The sequence below is a fragment of the uncultured Clostridium sp. genome (assembly GCF_934754925.1).
In the GTDB taxonomy this organism is placed as follows: domain Bacteria; phylum Bacillota; class Clostridia; order Clostridiales; family Clostridiaceae; genus Clostridium.
In genome coordinates, this window is sequence record NZ_CAKVJA010000054.1 from 1 (window position 1) to 16,093 (window position 16,093).

At 27.0% G+C, this 16,093-nt stretch carries 17 protein-coding genes; all 17 read left to right on the top strand.

Features of this window, described 5'->3' with window-relative positions; translation table 11 throughout:
• Window positions 1-783: glycosyltransferase family 4 protein (locus Q0G30_RS12585; RefSeq protein ID WP_294390628.1), on the top strand; the 783-nt coding region annotated here is incomplete at its 5' end.
• Window positions 784-807: 24 nt separating this feature from the next.
• Window positions 808-1,215 (top strand): FdtA/QdtA family cupin domain-containing protein, encoded by a 408-nt coding sequence (locus Q0G30_RS12590; RefSeq protein ID WP_148324169.1) that lies wholly within the window; start codon window positions 808-810, stop codon window positions 1,213-1,215.
• Between the two features lie 11 nt (window positions 1,216-1,226).
• On the top strand, window positions 1,227-2,312 hold the full coding sequence (locus Q0G30_RS12595; protein ID WP_148324172.1) for a DegT/DnrJ/EryC1/StrS family aminotransferase: 1,086 nt from the start codon (window positions 1,227-1,229) through the stop codon (window positions 2,310-2,312).
• 56 nt (window positions 2,313-2,368) lie between these two features.
• A complete protein-coding gene (locus Q0G30_RS12600; RefSeq protein ID WP_148324175.1) occupies window positions 2,369-3,286 on the top strand; it encodes a glycosyltransferase in 918 nt (305 codons plus the stop codon).
• 20 nt (window positions 3,287-3,306) lie between these two features.
• On the top strand, window positions 3,307-4,212 hold the full coding sequence (locus Q0G30_RS12605; RefSeq protein ID WP_148324178.1) for a glycosyltransferase family 2 protein: 906 nt from the start codon (window positions 3,307-3,309) through the stop codon (window positions 4,210-4,212).
• A gap of 11 nt (window positions 4,213-4,223) precedes the next feature.
• Window positions 4,224-5,303 carry an EpsG family protein gene (locus Q0G30_RS12610; protein ID WP_148324181.1) on the top strand — a complete coding sequence of 360 codons (1,080 nt, stop codon included), beginning with the start codon at window positions 4,224-4,226 and terminating at the stop codon, window positions 5,301-5,303.
• 12 nt (window positions 5,304-5,315) lie between these two features.
• Window positions 5,316-6,050, top strand: a complete 735-nt coding sequence (locus tag Q0G30_RS12615; RefSeq protein WP_148324184.1) for a capsular polysaccharide synthesis protein — start codon at window positions 5,316-5,318, stop codon at window positions 6,048-6,050.
• A gap of 21 nt (window positions 6,051-6,071) precedes the next feature.
• Window positions 6,072-6,674 (top strand): acyltransferase, encoded by a 603-nt coding sequence (locus Q0G30_RS12620; RefSeq protein WP_294390643.1) that lies wholly within the window; start codon window positions 6,072-6,074, stop codon window positions 6,672-6,674.
• 20 nt (window positions 6,675-6,694) lie between these two features.
• Entirely contained in the window at window positions 6,695-7,888 is a 1,194-nt protein-coding gene (locus tag Q0G30_RS12625) for a glycosyltransferase (RefSeq protein ID WP_148324190.1), read from the top strand.
• Between the two features lie 25 nt (window positions 7,889-7,913).
• Entirely contained in the window at window positions 7,914-9,026 is a 1,113-nt protein-coding gene (locus tag Q0G30_RS12630) for a polysaccharide pyruvyl transferase family protein (protein ID WP_294390648.1), read from the top strand.
• 20 nt (window positions 9,027-9,046) lie between these two features.
• A complete protein-coding gene (locus Q0G30_RS12635; RefSeq protein WP_148324197.1) occupies window positions 9,047-10,027 on the top strand; it encodes a glycosyltransferase family 2 protein in 981 nt (326 codons plus the stop codon).
• Window positions 10,028-10,077: 50 nt separating this feature from the next.
• On the top strand, window positions 10,078-10,938 hold the full coding sequence (locus Q0G30_RS12640; RefSeq protein ID WP_148324200.1) for an alpha-1,2-fucosyltransferase: 861 nt from the start codon (window positions 10,078-10,080) through the stop codon (window positions 10,936-10,938).
• Window positions 10,939-10,957: 19 nt separating this feature from the next.
• Window positions 10,958-12,289, top strand: a complete 1,332-nt coding sequence (locus tag Q0G30_RS12645) for an oligosaccharide flippase family protein (protein WP_294390652.1) — start codon at window positions 10,958-10,960, stop codon at window positions 12,287-12,289.
• A complete protein-coding gene (locus tag Q0G30_RS12650; RefSeq protein ID WP_294390654.1) occupies window positions 12,277-13,059 on the top strand; it encodes a family 6 glucosyltransferase in 783 nt (260 codons plus the stop codon). The genes Q0G30_RS12645 and Q0G30_RS12650 overlap by 13 nt, the downstream gene beginning before the upstream one ends.
• 77 nt (window positions 13,060-13,136) lie before the next feature.
• A complete protein-coding gene (locus Q0G30_RS12655) occupies window positions 13,137-14,327 on the top strand; it encodes a glycosyltransferase (protein ID WP_204571799.1) in 1,191 nt (396 codons plus the stop codon).
• A gap of 2 nt (window positions 14,328-14,329) precedes the next feature.
• Window positions 14,330-15,259, top strand: a complete 930-nt coding sequence (locus tag Q0G30_RS12660) for a hypothetical protein (protein WP_148324211.1) — start codon at window positions 14,330-14,332, stop codon at window positions 15,257-15,259.
• Between the two features lie 26 nt (window positions 15,260-15,285).
• Window positions 15,286-16,093 (top strand): phosphodiester glycosidase family protein (locus tag Q0G30_RS12665; protein WP_294390658.1); only part of this gene is annotated, 808 nt, incomplete at its 3' end.

Here is a 16,093-nt window from a genome sequence, read left to right on the forward strand (position 1 = left end):
CATAGCTGTTATCCATGGATTAAGAATAAAAAGAGTATTAATAAAAAGATTGATGGCTTTTTTAGACCAAGATATAACCATAATATATTGTGTGGGAAAATTGTTCAGAATTTTTATAAACAAAATACTGATTATTTTAAAGAGGAGACAGCATCTATATTATCTAATGCAGTAGATATAAGTGAGCTATGTATTACATCTTATTCGGAATTTAAGGATTTAAGAATAAAATATAATATATCAGAAAATAAGATTGTATTAGGATTTATAGGTAGAATATGCCATATAAAAGGTATTATTCCTTTTATAAAAGAATTCTCTAAAAATGTAGACAAGTTCAAAGATACTGTAGTTTTACTAGTTGGAAGTGGAGATCAATTCGAAGAGGTTAAAGAATTAATAAAAGTATTAAATCTAGAAGAATATTTTATATTAACTGGATTTCAAAAAGATATATATAAATTTTATCCATTAATAGATATACTTTTCTTACCATCATTATATGAAGGATTACCAATGGTTATATTAGAAGCTATGGCATCTAGAACTCCTGTTATCTCTATGGATGTTGGTGGAATTAGTGAAGTAATTGTGGATAACTATTCTGGATTTTTAGTTGAAGAAAAAAATTATGCACAATTCATATCTAAGATAATAGAGTTAAAAAATGATGTAACTTTGAGAAGTAAATTTAGTAGTAATGCTTTTGAAATTATATCAAATAATTTTAATATACAAAAGTATTGTGAAAATGTTGAGAAAATATATAAAAACTTTATTTAAAAGATAAGATATGGGGGTATATAAGTGCTAAATTCAGGAATAATGAAGTTTAAGAGAGTTGAAGGTAAGTATGGAAATTTAGTTCCTATTGAAGGAGGTAGAGATATTCCATTTGATATAAAGAGAATTTACTACATAACTGATGTTGAAAGTGATATTGCAAGAGGATTTCATTCACATAGAATGTTGCATCAAGTTTTACTTTGTTTAAATGGAGAGGTTAAGATAAAGCTTAAAACTCCATTTGAAGAAGAAGTGATTCAATTAAAAAATGATTCGCGTGGCTTGTATATAGGACCAATGATATGGAGAGAAATGTATGATTTCTCAGAAAATGCAGTTTTATTAGTTTTAGCTTCTGATAATTATAGTGAAGATGATTATATAAGAAATTATGATTTTTATTTAGATGAAGCAAATAAATTATTTTAGGAGGCAATAGAATGAGAATTCCATTTGTTAGTTTTGAAGAAATGCATAGCCTTATAAAGAATGAATTAGAGTGTGCATTTAGAGAAGTTTTAAATTCTAATTGGTTCATTAAGGGTAAGTTTTTAGCGGAGTTTGAAAAAAAGTTTGCTGATTATTGTGGTGCTAAAAAATGTATAGGTTGTGGAAATGGATTAGATGCCTTAAGTCTGATATTAAAAGCTTATAATATTAGTGATGGAGATGAAGTGATAATACCTGCAAATACATTTATAGCTACTGCTTTAGCTGTATCTTATGTAGGGGCAACACCGGTATTAGTTGATAATAATGATTTTTATAATATCGATGTGGAATTAATAGAGAAGGCTATTACAGATAAGACGAAGGCGATAATTGCAGTACACCTATATGGTATGCCAGCTGATATGGATCCTATAAATGAAATTGCAAGTAAGTATGGATTAGTAGTTATAGAAGATGCGGCACAAGCTCATGGAGCTATATATAAAGGGAAAAAGGTAGGAACGTTAGGTGATGCAGCTGCATTTAGTTTTTATCCAGGTAAAAATTTAGGTGCTCTAGGTGATGGTGGAGCCGTAGTTACAAATAATGAAGAGATAGCAGAAAAAATTAGGAATCTAGGCAATTATGGATCAAGTAAGAAGTATGTTCATGAATTTAAAGGAGTAAATTCTAGATTAGATGAAATGCAAGCAGCATTTTTAAATATTAAATTAAATCATCTAGATGATTGGAATAATTCAAGAAAGGAAATTGCTAAATATTATTTAGCAAATATCACAAATCAAAAAGTTAAATTGCCACAATTGATAAATGAAATTGAAACTGTATGGCACTTATTTGTAGTAAGAGTTGAAAATAGAGATGAGTTTATAAAGTATTTATCTGATAATGGAATACAAGCATTAATACATTATCCTATAACAGTCAATAAGCAAGATGCGTATAAAGAGCTAAATAGTTATACTTTTGAGAAGGCTGAAAAATATGCAAATGAAATAGTGAGCTTACCAATGTATCCGGGCTTAACTGAAGAAATGTTAAGATATGTGGTAGATGTAATAAACAAGTTTTAATGTGAGATTTTTTTTAAAATGAAAATTTATATAGAGGATTACTGGGAGGATATTGAATGAATGATATTATATCTATAGTTGTAATAAGTTATAATGCTGAGAAACTAATAGAAGAAACACTAAATAGTATAAAAAGTCAGACTTATAAGAATATAGAGTTAATTATAACAGATGATTGCTCTAAAGATGATACATTTAATGTAGCAAAGAAGTGGTGTGAAGAAAATTCAATTAGATTTGTTAATACTATATGTGTACAAACTATTGGAAATAAAGGGATACCACATAACATTAATAATGGAATAAGGTATGCACAAGGTAAATATATAAAAGTAATTGCTGCAGATGATTTATTAGTTGATACATTTATTCAGGATATGTATAACTTCTGTGAAGAAAATAATTATAAAATTGCATTTTCTGACATAGAAATATTCAATTTAGATAATGAAAATGAACCCCAGTATCCACTAGAAATGAAAGAGGTATTTAAGTTGCCAGTAGAAAAACAATATAGCTTTTTATTAAAGTGTAATTTTGTACCGGCAGTATCAAGTTTTATACGAAAAGATCTAATAGATGAGTTAAATATTTATAATGAGAAATATCCATTTTTAGACGATTTACCAGCATGGCTTAAAGTAACTAAAAATGGTATAAAGCTAAATTTATTAGATAAGAAATTAGTTAGATATAGAAGACATTCAGCGGCTATAAGTACTTTAAATAAAGTTAATCCAAGATTAACTGAATCTGCTTATTTAGTTTATAAAAATGAAATAAGACCTGAATTGTTAAGAAGATTTAATTTAGTTAGAGTAGTAGATAATGATATGTATTATTACTATTTAAGGAAGACTATTGAATATAATAACAGGGGGATAGCTTTACCATATAGATATAAATTATTAAGTATATTTATGCCAATTAAGTTAGTAACTAAAATTAAGGCTGAGATTATTAGAAAAAAATAAAAGATTTTAGGTGGGATAAGATGAATAAGTTACTTACAGTTTTTACTCCTGCATATAATAGAGCACATACTCTTAATAAGTGTTATGAGAGTCTTAAGAGGCAAACTTGTAAAGATTTTAAATGGTTAATTATTGATGATGGATCAACAGATAACACTAAAGAGTTAGTAGAACTTTGGAAAAGTGAAAATAATGATTTTGAAATAAAATATATTTATCAAAAAAATCAAGGAATGCATGGAGCTCATAATACAGCTTATGAAAATATTGATACAGAACTAAATATCTGTATTGATTCTGATGATTATTTAACTGATTTTGCGGTAGAAGAGATTAAAAATCATTGGAATAAGGTAAAATGTGATAATTTATCTGGAATAATAGGATTAGATTCCTATAAAGATGGAAAAATAATTGGTGATAAATTTCCAGAAAATATGAAAACAACAACAGTATTTGACTTCTATTATAATAAAAGGTTGACTGGTGATAAAAAAATTGTATATAGAACAGAATTAACAAAGATGTATCCTTATCCAATATTTGAGGGAGAAAAGTATGTTGGACTTGCATATAAATATTATAAGTTAGATGAAAAATATGAATTATCGACTTTAAATAAAGTTTTATGTGTAGTCGAATATCTTGAAGATGGATCAAGTGTTAATATGTTTAAACAATATATTAATAATCCAAGGGGATTTGCATTTTATAGAAGAGAAAACATGGCTAATTCTAAAGCATCATTTAAATATAGTTTTCAACAATGTGTACATTATGTTTCAAGCTCAATTCTTTCCAGAAATAGTAAGTTTTTAAAGGAAAGTCCTAAAAAAGTAATGACTTTAATGGCTATTCCTTTTGGTGTGATTTTGTATTTATATATTATGAAAAATGTATCACAAAAGATGAAACTAAGTAATTAAAGGAGATAATAATGGCAGTTTTTTATTTTTCATTAGTAGTGACATTTATTTTATCTCTAGGGGAGAGAATACTTAGAAAAAAAACTAAAATGGCAGTTATCTTTACAATCACTATTATAGCTATATTTTCTATAGTATCTGGATTAAGAAATAATATAGGTGATACACAACATTATATTCATTTATATAATGTTATAGATACAGAATATGAAACAATTAAAGGAGCTTATGAAAGTGGATTTCTAGCATTTTTACTTTTATTAAAGAGGATAAGTACTGATCCACAATTTATGCTAATTATTACATCAATTATAATTAATACCTTAAATATATGGACTATACGTAAATATACTAAAGACAGTTATTATGAGCTTGGAGTATTTATGTATATAGCATCTGGGTATTATTTAGTAACAATGAATGGAATTAGACAGGCATTGGTTGCGGCTATTTTATTTGCAGCAGTTAAATATATAATTGAAGGTAAATTTATAAAGTATTTACTTTTAATTATATTAATGATGTATTTCCATAATTCTGTTTTTGTTATGATACCAATTTATTTTATTGGAAGAACAGAAGCTTGGTCTAAGCAAATAAGAAATTTATTAATAATATTTTGTATAGGAATACTATGTTATCAGCCAGCAATGGAAATATTATTCTCATTATTAAAAGGCACTAGATATTCTGCATATGATGGATTTAATGCTCAGGGAGCTAATATTTTAAGAGTTGTTGTTTCGGCAGTACCAGTACTTTTAGCTTACTTTAAAAGAGAAGAACTTAAAGAGTGGAAATACAATAATATTTTTGTAAATATATCATTAATTAATTTTATAGTAATGACTTTTTCAAAATTTACTTGGATTTTTGCCAGATTTTCTATATATACTCAGTTATATACTTTTGTATTGCTGCCAGTAGTTATAGATAAGGCATTTAAGAATAAAAAAGAGAAAGTAATATTATATTATTTTCTTATTGGTTGTTACATAATTTTCTTTTTTGTTGAGCATAAATTAAGTTTAAATATTATCTATGAAAGTAATTTTAAATTAAGTGATATTTTTTACAATGTAATAAGGTAGGGGCAGGTCGTTATGGATAAAAATGAGATACCTAGAATTATTCATTATTGTTGGTTTGGAGGAAAAGAAAAACCAGAGATAGTTAAGAGATGTATTAAGAGTTGGAAAGATATACTTGTTGATTATGAAATAAAAGAATGGAATGAAAGTAACTTTGATATAAATAGTAATTTATTTGTTAAACAAGCTTATGAAGCTGGTAAGTTTGCTTTTGTAAGTGACTTTGTAAGAGTAAATGCTTTATATAATTATGGAGGAATTTACTTAGATACAGATGTAGAAGTATTTAAAAGTTTTGATGATTTATTAGATAATGATTCTTTTTGGGGATTTGAAGAAAAGAATTATATTGCAACCAGTACAATAGGTTGCAAAAAGGGAAATAAATTAATTAAAGAATTTCTAAGTAAATATGATGATAAGAAATTTATTTTTGAAAATGGCCAAGAAAATTTAGAAACTAATGTATCGATAGTATCAGAAATAATAAGTTCATTAGGAGTAGAAATGAATAATAAATATCAAAAGATTGAAGGATTAGCAACTTTCTATCCGCAGGAATACTTTTCGCCATATGATTATATAAATTGCTATTCTAAAGCAACTAGTAATACATATGCCATTCATCATTTTTATAAAAGTTGGTTACCTACAAGTGTAAAGATAAAAAGTGTTATTAAAAAGGTAATTGCAAAATTTATTGGTGGAGAAAGAATAGCTAAATTAAGGAATGCTATTAGTAAGTAAGTTTAATTTAGAGGTACTATAATGAATAAAATAAAGAAAATAATTAAGGGATTATATACTGAATGTAAGGCAAAGGGAACATATCATTTTTTTAGGATGTATTTATCAAATTTAGCAGCAATATTAAGAGGTTTTAAATGGAAAATAGTTTATCCTCGCAATGTTAAATCCTCATGCTTTTTTATACAATCTAGAAGTAAAATCGATATATATAGTAAAAATGTTAGACTTATAATTAAGCCTTTAGTTTTTATTAGAAGAAACACTACTATAAGAATGGATCATAATTCAATATTAGAAATTGGAGAAAAAGTCTTTATTAATGATAATTGTAGTATTAATTGTATCCATAATATTAGAATTGGTGATTATACTAAAATTGGCCCAGGTGTATCTATTAATGACAACGATCATAATTTTAGGGCTAAAGAAGGCGATGAAAGAATGTTAAAGGGCGATATTATTATAGGGAAGAATGTTTGGATTGGAGCCAATACAGTTATTTTAAGAGGAACAACTATTGGAGACAATGCAGTTATAGCCGCAGGGAGTGTTTTAAAGGGAGATGTTGCTCCAAATACTGTATTCCTAAATAAGAGGGAGAATTTATCGGTAGAATTTTAAAATAAAAGGTGATAATGATTATGAAAAAAGTATTAATTTCATCTTTTGATATGGAAGTTGGAGGAGTGGAAAGAAGTCTTATTAGTATGCTTGAAAATTTCGATTATGAAAATAACGAAGTGGATTTGAATTTGTATAGTCATACAGGAGATTTCTTTCCATTATTGCCGAAAAAACATAGATTATTAGATGAGAATAAGAAGTTAGCAACGTTTAGAAAACCAATATCTCGTGTATTTAAAGAAGGTAACATAATATTAGGAAGCATGAGGATACTTGCTATATTTCTTTCAAAGATTATAGCTAAAAAAGACAAGCTTCCTGGAGCAAGTATAGTTCAAATGCAACTTATGTGGAAGCTATCAGTACCATTTCTTCCTAAGATGAAGAAAAAATATGATGTTGCAATAAGCTATCTTTGGCCTCATTATTACGTTGCAGAAAAGGTAAATGCCAAAAAGAAAATTGCATGGATTCATACAGATTATTCAGTTTTAGAAACAGATATTGATATGGATTTGAAGATTTGGGACAAATATGATCATATAATAGCAGTATCAGAAGAATGCAAAAATGCGTTCTTAAATAAGTATCCAAGTCTTAAGAATAAGGTATTAGTTATTGAAAATATAACATCTTCAGAATTTATAAAAAAATTGGCTGATGAAGAGATAGTTGAAAAAGAGATAATAGAAGATAAAAGCTTTAAGGTTGTTACGGTAGCTAGATTATCTTATGCAAAGGGAATAGATAGGGCTGTGGAGGCCTTAAATATTTTACATAATAGAGGGTTAAAGGATATTAAGTGGTATGTAGTTGGAGATGGCGGTCACGATAATATTATTAATGACACTATTAATAAATATAAATTGAAAAATCATTTTAAATTAGTTGGAATGAAGATGAATCCTTATCCATATATGAAGATGGCGGATATTTATGTTCAGCCCTCTAGATATGAAGGAAAAGCTGTTACTGTATCTGAAGCAAAAGTTGTTGGAAAACCTATAGTTATAACAAATTATGCAACTGCAAAAAGTCAGGTTAAAGATAATATTGATGGAATCATTTGTGAACAAAGCATTGAGGGTATTGCTAATGGAATAGAAAAGCTTTATAAAGATAGGTTACTTAGAAATAGTTTATCAAAAGCATGTAAAGAAATGAATCATGATAATAAAGAGGAACTTAAAAAGCTTTATAAATTATTTTAGATATTCAAAATAAGGGGGATAAATAGTGAAAGTATGTACTATAACATGTCATGATGTATATAATCATGGAGCATCATTGCAGGCATATGCTCTTATGACTCATTTAGAGAAAAATGGACATGAAGTTGAAATTATAGATTATAAACCAGATTATTTAGGAAATTTATATAATTTAAAGAGTGTTGATAATCCTACTTGGGAAAGAAATATAATTACAAAAGCTATATATCTTTCTTTAAAGTATCCAGGAAGGGTGAAATCATTAAAGAGAAAAAGAGCTTTTGATGAATTCACAAGGAACAATCTTAAGATAACTAAAACTCAATATAAGACTAATGAAGATTTAAAAAAGAATTTACCAGAAGCAGATGCTTTTATTTGTGGAAGTGATCAGATATGGAATAGCTTACATCCAAATGGAAAGGATCCAGCATTTTATCTTAATTTTGTACCCTCAGATAAAATTAAGGCTTCTTATGCTGCAAGTTTTGCAACTGATAGTATTGCTGATGAATATAAGAAATTAGTAAAAAGTAATCTTGAAAAGCTTGATGGTGTTGCAGTAAGGGAAAAAAGTGGAGTTGAGATAGTTAAAAATTTGGGAATAGAAAAAGCTATCCAAGTTTATGATCCAGCATTTTTATTAAATAAGGATGAGTGGAGTTCTATTATAAATGAAGAGTTTAATGAAAAGTATATATTAGTATATGATTTTGATAAAAGTACCTTAATTGAGGAGATAGCAGTAAAGGTAGCAAAGGCTAGAGGGTATAAAATATATACTATAAATGTAGATAATCCTAAATATGCTGATAAATCATTTAGATATAGTGGACCTAAGACCTTTGTATCTTTAGTTAAGAATGCTGAAATGGTTATATCTAATTCATTCCATGCAGCAGTATTTTCAACTATCTTTGAAAGAAACTTTGTAATTGTAAATAGAACTGAAGCTATAAATACAAGAATGAGAGATTTATTAACTGACTTAGGGATAAGAGAAAGATTAGTTGGTAAAGACTATGATTTAAATATTATATTAAAAGATATTGATTATACAAATGTTAGCAAAATTTTAAGTAAAAAAATAAGTAAATCAAAAGAGTATTTAAGTAATATTTTATCAATAAGAAAATAATTAGCGATTTGGGAGGTCTAATGATTAAAGTAAGCATTGCAATAGCTGCATATAATATTGAAGACTATGTAAGTAGATGCTTAGAATCAGTTGTAGCGCAAACTTTAAAGGATATTGAAATAATAGTTGTTAATGATGGTTCTACAGATAATACATTATATAAAATTCAAAACTTTGGTAAAGTTGATGACAGAATAGTAGTAGTTAATCAAAAAAATAAGGGCTTAATTGAGGCTAGAAAATCAGCATTAAGAGTTGCAAAAGGTGAGTATATATTATTTATTGATGGTGATGATTGGTTAAAACTAAACTGTGTTGAAGTATTATATAATAAAGCTAAGTTAAAAGAGAGTGATATTGTTTTATTTAATTCCTTTAGAGCTTTTGAAGATGGAAGACTTGAAAAGTATAGAAGCTTTGAAGAAAATTTAGATTTAAATAGTGATAATGTTAAAAAAATATTATCTGGAGAAATTAAGGCAAATATTTGGTCTAAGTTTATAAAGTTAGATTTTATAAAAAGTAATAATATTAAGTATCCAAGCAATATAACTTATGCAGAAGACTTAGCTACTACTGCTTCTTTATTTTTATATAATCCTGCGGTGGATATAGAAGAAGATAACTTATATTATTATTTTCAAAGGGCAACTAGTGTATCTAATGTAATAAATAATAAAGTTTTGGAAATACCTAAGGCTATAAGCTTTATTAAAGAAATTTTAGTTGAGAGAAATCTTTATGAAAGTTATAAGGACGAGTTTGAATATTTAGTTTATAAGCATTTGTTTTATTATAGAATAGTTGATAGTAATTTTTATGTAGATTTACATAAGCAAATTTATGATGAATGGAATAGTCATAAAATTAATATTAATAAAAATAAGTATTTCTTAGATTTTACTAGTAAACTAAACACTCCAATTAAATTGAAGCAAAATATCTTTATGAAGAATTATAGATTAGGAAAATTATTTAATAAAATACTAAATTTAAAGTAAGTAATAATTAAGTTAATTAGGATAAGTATTAGTATGACGGGGGAGCAGTAATGATTATAGTAAAAGTAACAGGTGGTCTTGGAAATCAGATGTTTCAGTACGCTTTATATAGAGTATTTAAAAATAATGGGGTAAAGGCAAAGTTAGACATTAATTCATTTGACAGGATTGTTCAACATAATGGATATGAAATAGAAAGAGTGTTTAACTTAAAAGCTGATTTAGCTACTGATTATGAAATAGAGAAATATCAAGATAATAATATGGATATTTTAAGTAAAATAATAAGAAAAATTGGATTAAGGAAAAGGTATTTTGCAGAAACTGATTTTAAGTATTATCCAGAAATCATGAATTTAAAAAAGGGTTATTTAAATGGATATTGGCAATCAGAAAAGTACTTTAATAGTGCTAAAGATATAATTTTAAATGATTATAAGTGCAATTTTAAGGAAAATGATGTTAATTTAGAAGTATTAAAAGATATAGAGAATACTAATTCTGTAAGTATTCATGTAAGAATGGGTGATTATAAATCTTCAGAAAATGCAGATAGACACTTTGTAATTAGAGATGCTAAATATTATGAAAGAGCAATAGAAAGGATAAAAAAATCAGTTGATAATCCTAAGTTCTTTATATTTTCTAATGATATTCAATGGGTTAAAGAAAATCTACCTTTAGATAATAGTGTAATTATTGATTGGAATCAAGGTAAGGATAGTTATAAAGATATGTTTTTAATGAGTAAATGTAAACATAATATTATTGCAAATAGTTCATTTAGCTGGTGGGGAGCATGGTTAAATGAAAATAAAGATAAATTAGTAATAGCACCTGATAGATGGTTCAACAATATTCAAGCACCAGATGTAATTTGTGATAGTTGGATTAAGGTTGAGGTAGATTAGTATATGGGAGAGTGAAATAGTGACAGAGAAGTTTAAAAATTTAATTATGAATAATAAATTTATGAAAAATAATGTAGTTAAAAATTCTCTAATAATAATGTACGGACAAACTATAGCTTCAGTAATATCTTTTTTTAATGCATTTTTAGTTCTTAGAGTTATAGGTGTTTATGGAAATGGTGTAATAGCTATAGCTGCATCTTACTCATCAATATTCAATGGCTTATTCAATTTTCAATCTTATAATGCTGTAATTAAGTTTGGAGCAGAAGCTTTAGAACAGAATGATATGCATAAGTATAAAAAATATTTAAAGCAAGCTTTTATACAAGATGTAGCTACTGCTATTTTAGCCTTTGTAGTTGGATTTTTATGTATAGAGACCGTTGGCAGGTTTATGAAATGGGATAGTCAAATGATATTTTATATAAAGATATATATGATGACAATACTATTTAATATTACAGGCAGCTTAAGTGCACTTTTAAGGTTACATGATGAATTTAAAGTTGGTGCTATTATTGCAATCAGAGTAACAGTAATAAAGCTTTTAATTTTATTATTAACTTTACCGATAAAGTTAAATCTAACATTCTATATTTTATTAGAGATAGTATTAACAATTGTATCTAATATAATGCTATTCTATTATGCTTTTAAGTGTCTTAAAAAGTATAATTGTCAAGACTTCTTAAAGGTTAAGATAGAATTTGATAAGGAATTTACTATGTTTAATTTTTATAACAACATAGTATCAACAATAGATATGCCTACGGGTCAATTAGTTAATTTAGTTATTAATAAGTTCTTAGGGGTATCAGAAGTTGGAATATATAATGTATTTACTAGATTTGGAGCATTAGTAACAAGAGTTACAACGCCTGTGTCACAGTCATTGTTACCAGAACTATCGAAATTAGTAGCTAAGGGAGAAAAGAAAAATGCGTTTTCTATTGTTAGAAAGATATTTATGTATACCACTGCTGGTGGAGGTGCAGTTATAGTATTTGTTGTATTAACTTATAAGCTGTGGTTAGGATTATTTATACCGGTAAATATTAAAAATTTAATTGGATTAATAGTTTATTTTGTTTATTTAACAGTTACTAGTGCAGTTGCAGGTGTACATTTATTATTTGTATCGCTTAATCTTGTAAGATATAACTTGCCAGTAACATTTATATGTAATTGCATATACTTAGTTATGCTATATGTATTTGCTACTAACTGGGGATTATTAGGCATATTATTAGCTTTAATAATACAAGCAATTATGATAGCAACAGTTAAGTTAATTATATTAAGGAATGATAAGGATAAGAGTTCTGGAGGAGAGTTATGTGCAAGTTAGGTATTTTATATATATGCACAGGTAAATATGATATTTTTTGGGAAGATTTTTATAAAAGTTGTGAAAAATATTTTTTACCAGGATATGAGAAGTATTATTATGTATTTACTGATGCTAAAGAAATATATGCAGAAGGTGAAAATAGTAGAATAACTAAGATTTATCAAGAAAACTTAGGATGGCCATATAATACACTTAAAAGATTTAGTATGTTTAAAAGTATAGAAGATAAATTAGTTGGATATGACTATTTATTCTTTATGAATGCTAATATTCAATTTATAAAAGAGATTACTGAAGATTTCTTACCGATTACTGAAAATTTATTAGTAGTACAGCATCCTGCTTTTTATAATAAATCTGCAGATGAATATTGTTATGATAGAAATGAAAAAAGTTTAGCTTATATTCCATTCGGGCAAGGGAAGTATTATGTTCAGGGGGCATTAAATGGAGGAAAAGCTAATGAGTTTTTAAAGCTTATAACAGAACTTGATAATAATGTTGAAGAAGATTTAAAAAATGATATTATAGCTCTTTGGCATGACGAATCTCATTTAAATAGATATATATTAAATAGAAATGATATAAAAGTATTAGGACCTGAATATGTATATCCAGATGATTGGGATTTACCATTTGAACCAGTTATTATAACTAGAGATAAAAAAAGATTTGGTGGTCATAATAGTTTAAGAGGTCAAAAGGTTAAAGGTGAAAGTCCAATTATTAAATTAAAGAGATTTGTTAAGAGGATAATTAATATATAAAGTAACATGATAAAATGCTTATAAGTAGCTTTTATAAATTATATTTAGATAATTCAAGGCGAAAGGGGGGGAATGAAATGAAAAAAATACTTTTTGTTCTTGACGCTTTGCATAGTGGAGGAGCTGAAAAAAGTTTATCATCATTACTAAGTTTATTTGACTATGATAAATATCATGTAGATATGCTTATATTTAAACCAGGTGGATTATATTCGCCATTAATACCTAAAGAAGTAAATAGGCTAGAATCTCCACAAGTTTTTATTGATATGAGAACATCTTTAAAGGATCTGGCAAAACAAGGAAAGTTTTTAGCACTAATTTGGAGAATTAAATCCAGTATTAAGCTTAGATATAATATGAAGTTTACTAATATTAATCATGGTGCACAAGCTTTGTGGCCAAGCTTAGACAGTAAATTAGAAAAATTAGAAAAGGAGTATGATGTTGCTATTGCATATAGCCAAGGTACTCCAACTTACTATGTAGCAGATAAGGTAAAGGCAAAGAAGAAGTTAGCTTGGGTAAATATTGATTATAAAATAGCTGGATATAATAAAGAGTTTGATATTAATTATTATAAAAAGTTTGATAAAATTATTAATGTTTCTGAAGCTTGTACTAAGGTATTTAATGAAGTTTATCCTGAGTTTGAATATAAGGTTAAAACTATTTATGATATTATATCTGAAAATTTAATTAATAATATGTCTGTAGCAGAAAAAGGATTTACTGATAATTTTGATGGTGTAAGAATATTAACAATTGGTAGACTTGCTTATCAAAAGGGATATGATATGGCAATTGAAGCAGCTAAAATATTAAAGGATAAAAATATTAAATTTAAATGGTATGTAATAGGCGAGGGAAGTTTAAAAGATGAATTAAGAGAGCTTGTTAAAAATAATGGACTAGAGAAAGAATTTATATTTATGGGGACGTTTGTTAACCCATATCCTTTTATAAAGCAATGTGATATATATTGTCAGCCATCTAGATTTGAAGGCTTTGGATTGGCTATAGCAGAAGCTAGATTACTAAATAAACCTGTAGTTGCAACCAATTTTGAAATTGTTCATGATCAGATTACCAATAATGTTAATGGAGTAATTTCAGATATGAACTCTGAATCTATTGCTAAATCATTAATGGAGCTGATTAATGATAAAGATTTAAGTTATAGAATAATCGAAAAGCTTAAAGATGAAAAGGTTGGAACAGAAGAGGAAATTAATAAAATTTATGAATTAATAGAAGGGAGGGAATAAAAATGCGTAATTTATTTAATAAGTTATTTTATGTTTATGATATGTGGGGAATAGGCATATATGAAGGAGATGATATACATAAAATTTATCCTTCTAAAAATGCTAAAGTACCTGTGTTATCAGGAAAAGATGTAACTGATTGTAAAGCCAGATTTGTAGCTGATCCTTTTATGATTAAGCATGATAATGTTTGGTATATGTTTTTTGAAATTTATGATGATGTAAAGAGTAAAGGACTAATAGGAGTAGCAACAAGTAATGATGCTTATAAGTGGGAATATAAAAAGATAGTTTTAGAGGAAGATTTTCATTTATCATATCCATATGTGTTTAAATTAAATAATAAAATATATATGATACCTGAAACAGGAGAAAGTGGGTATATAAAGATATATGAAGCTATTAATTTTCCGTATGAATGGAAATGTATTTCTAATATAATAGAGGGAAACTATTGGGATCCTAGTTTAGTTATACATGATGATAAGTTTTGGATTTTTGCTAAGGGTGAAAAGCCTTATAAAGATAGCTTATACTTATTCTATTCTGATAGTTTAGAATCAGGATGGAAGGCTCATTGTTGTAATCCTATAATAAAGGAAGATGCAGTTAGATGTAGGCCGGGTGGAAGAATAATCAAAGATAATGGAAAGCTATATAGATATTCACAAGATTGCTCTATACATTATGGTAAATCTACTATAGCGTTTGAAATAGAGACTATGACTACTAAAGAGTACAAGGAAAAAGAGTTGGGTGTTATTATTAAGGGCTGCGATATTAATAAGACTTGGAATAAGGATGGTATGCATACAGTTGATATACAGAATGTTAATGACAGGTATTTAGCAGCTGTTGATGGATTTTATTATAAAAGAGTAAATAAGATAAGTAGAAATATAGAGTTCTTATTAAGAAAAATTAAAAAATAATAAAATATTATAGGGGATTAGAGTAAATGAAGAAAAAGATACTTTTAATAATTGCATTTATATTAATTTGTACAATTGGAGTTTGGGGTATTACTCAGTATAAAACGAGAGCTTTGCAAAATAAAGTTTTAATACATGAATCTGATACACTGTCTATTACTATTGAGCCAGTGATAAAAGAAGAGGAAAATTTAAAAATGTGGGTAGCTACAATTAAAATTAAGGATGCCAATCAAATAAAGTCTGCTTTTTCAGGGGGAGATTTTAATAGTGGTATAAAAGAAAAGACTTCTAAGATGGCCAAAGATAATGATGCTATTTTAGCTATAAATGGATCTGCAGTTAACTTTACAGATAAAGGAATTATAGTAAGAGATGGTGAGGTTTATAGAAGTAAAACTAATGATTGTGCTCCATTAGTTATTGATAATAATGGTGATTTTAAGGTATATAGTTTAGGTGAAAAAACTGCTGATGAATTAGTTGAAGAAGGTGCAATGCATACATATGATTTTGGACCAGAGCTTGTAGTGAATGGAAAAATACCGGAGAATTTTCAAAATCAGGCTTGGTTTTTTGAAGATTTACAGCCTAAAACAGCTATTGGACAAAAAGGACCTTTAGAATATGTTGTTATAGTTGCAGATGGAAGAAGTAGTGAATCTAAGGGAATATCTAATGGACAATTAGCAGAAGAGTTTATTAATAGAGGATGTAATATTGCTTATAATTTAGATGGGGGTGGTTCTAGTACATTATGGTTTAAAGGAAATGTTATAAATAATCCATCGGATATAATAGGAGAAAGAAGGATTTACGATATATTATATTTTA

Excerpts from the sequence above, each read along its gene's own strand:
- Q0G30_RS12595 (WP_148324172.1), top strand. The coding sequence starts at position 1,227 with ATGAGAATTCCATTTGTTAGTTTTGAAGAAATGCATAGCCTTATAAAG.
- Q0G30_RS12625 (WP_148324190.1), top strand. The coding sequence starts at position 6,695 with ATGAAAAAAGTATTAATTTCATCTTTTGATATGGAAGTTGGAGGAGTG.
- Q0G30_RS12600 (WP_148324175.1), top strand. The coding sequence starts at position 2,369 with ATGAATGATATTATATCTATAGTTGTAATAAGTTATAATGCTGAGAAA.
- Q0G30_RS12605 (WP_148324178.1), top strand. The coding sequence starts at position 3,307 with ATGAATAAGTTACTTACAGTTTTTACTCCTGCATATAATAGAGCACAT.
- Q0G30_RS12610 (WP_148324181.1), top strand. The coding sequence starts at position 4,224 with ATGGCAGTTTTTTATTTTTCATTAGTAGTGACATTTATTTTATCTCTA.
- Q0G30_RS12635 (WP_148324197.1), top strand. The coding sequence starts at position 9,047 with ATGATTAAAGTAAGCATTGCAATAGCTGCATATAATATTGAAGACTAT.
- Q0G30_RS12620 (WP_294390643.1), top strand. The coding sequence starts at position 6,072 with ATGAATAAAATAAAGAAAATAATTAAGGGATTATATACTGAATGTAAG.
- Q0G30_RS12655 (WP_204571799.1), top strand. The coding sequence starts at position 13,137 with ATGAAAAAAATACTTTTTGTTCTTGACGCTTTGCATAGTGGAGGAGCT.
- Q0G30_RS12660 (WP_148324211.1), top strand. The coding sequence starts at position 14,330 with ATGCGTAATTTATTTAATAAGTTATTTTATGTTTATGATATGTGGGGA.
- Q0G30_RS12615 (WP_148324184.1), top strand. The coding sequence starts at position 5,316 with ATGGATAAAAATGAGATACCTAGAATTATTCATTATTGTTGGTTTGGA.
- Q0G30_RS12640 (WP_148324200.1), top strand. The coding sequence starts at position 10,078 with ATGATTATAGTAAAAGTAACAGGTGGTCTTGGAAATCAGATGTTTCAG.
- Q0G30_RS12650 (WP_294390654.1), top strand. The coding sequence starts at position 12,277 with ATGTGCAAGTTAGGTATTTTATATATATGCACAGGTAAATATGATATT.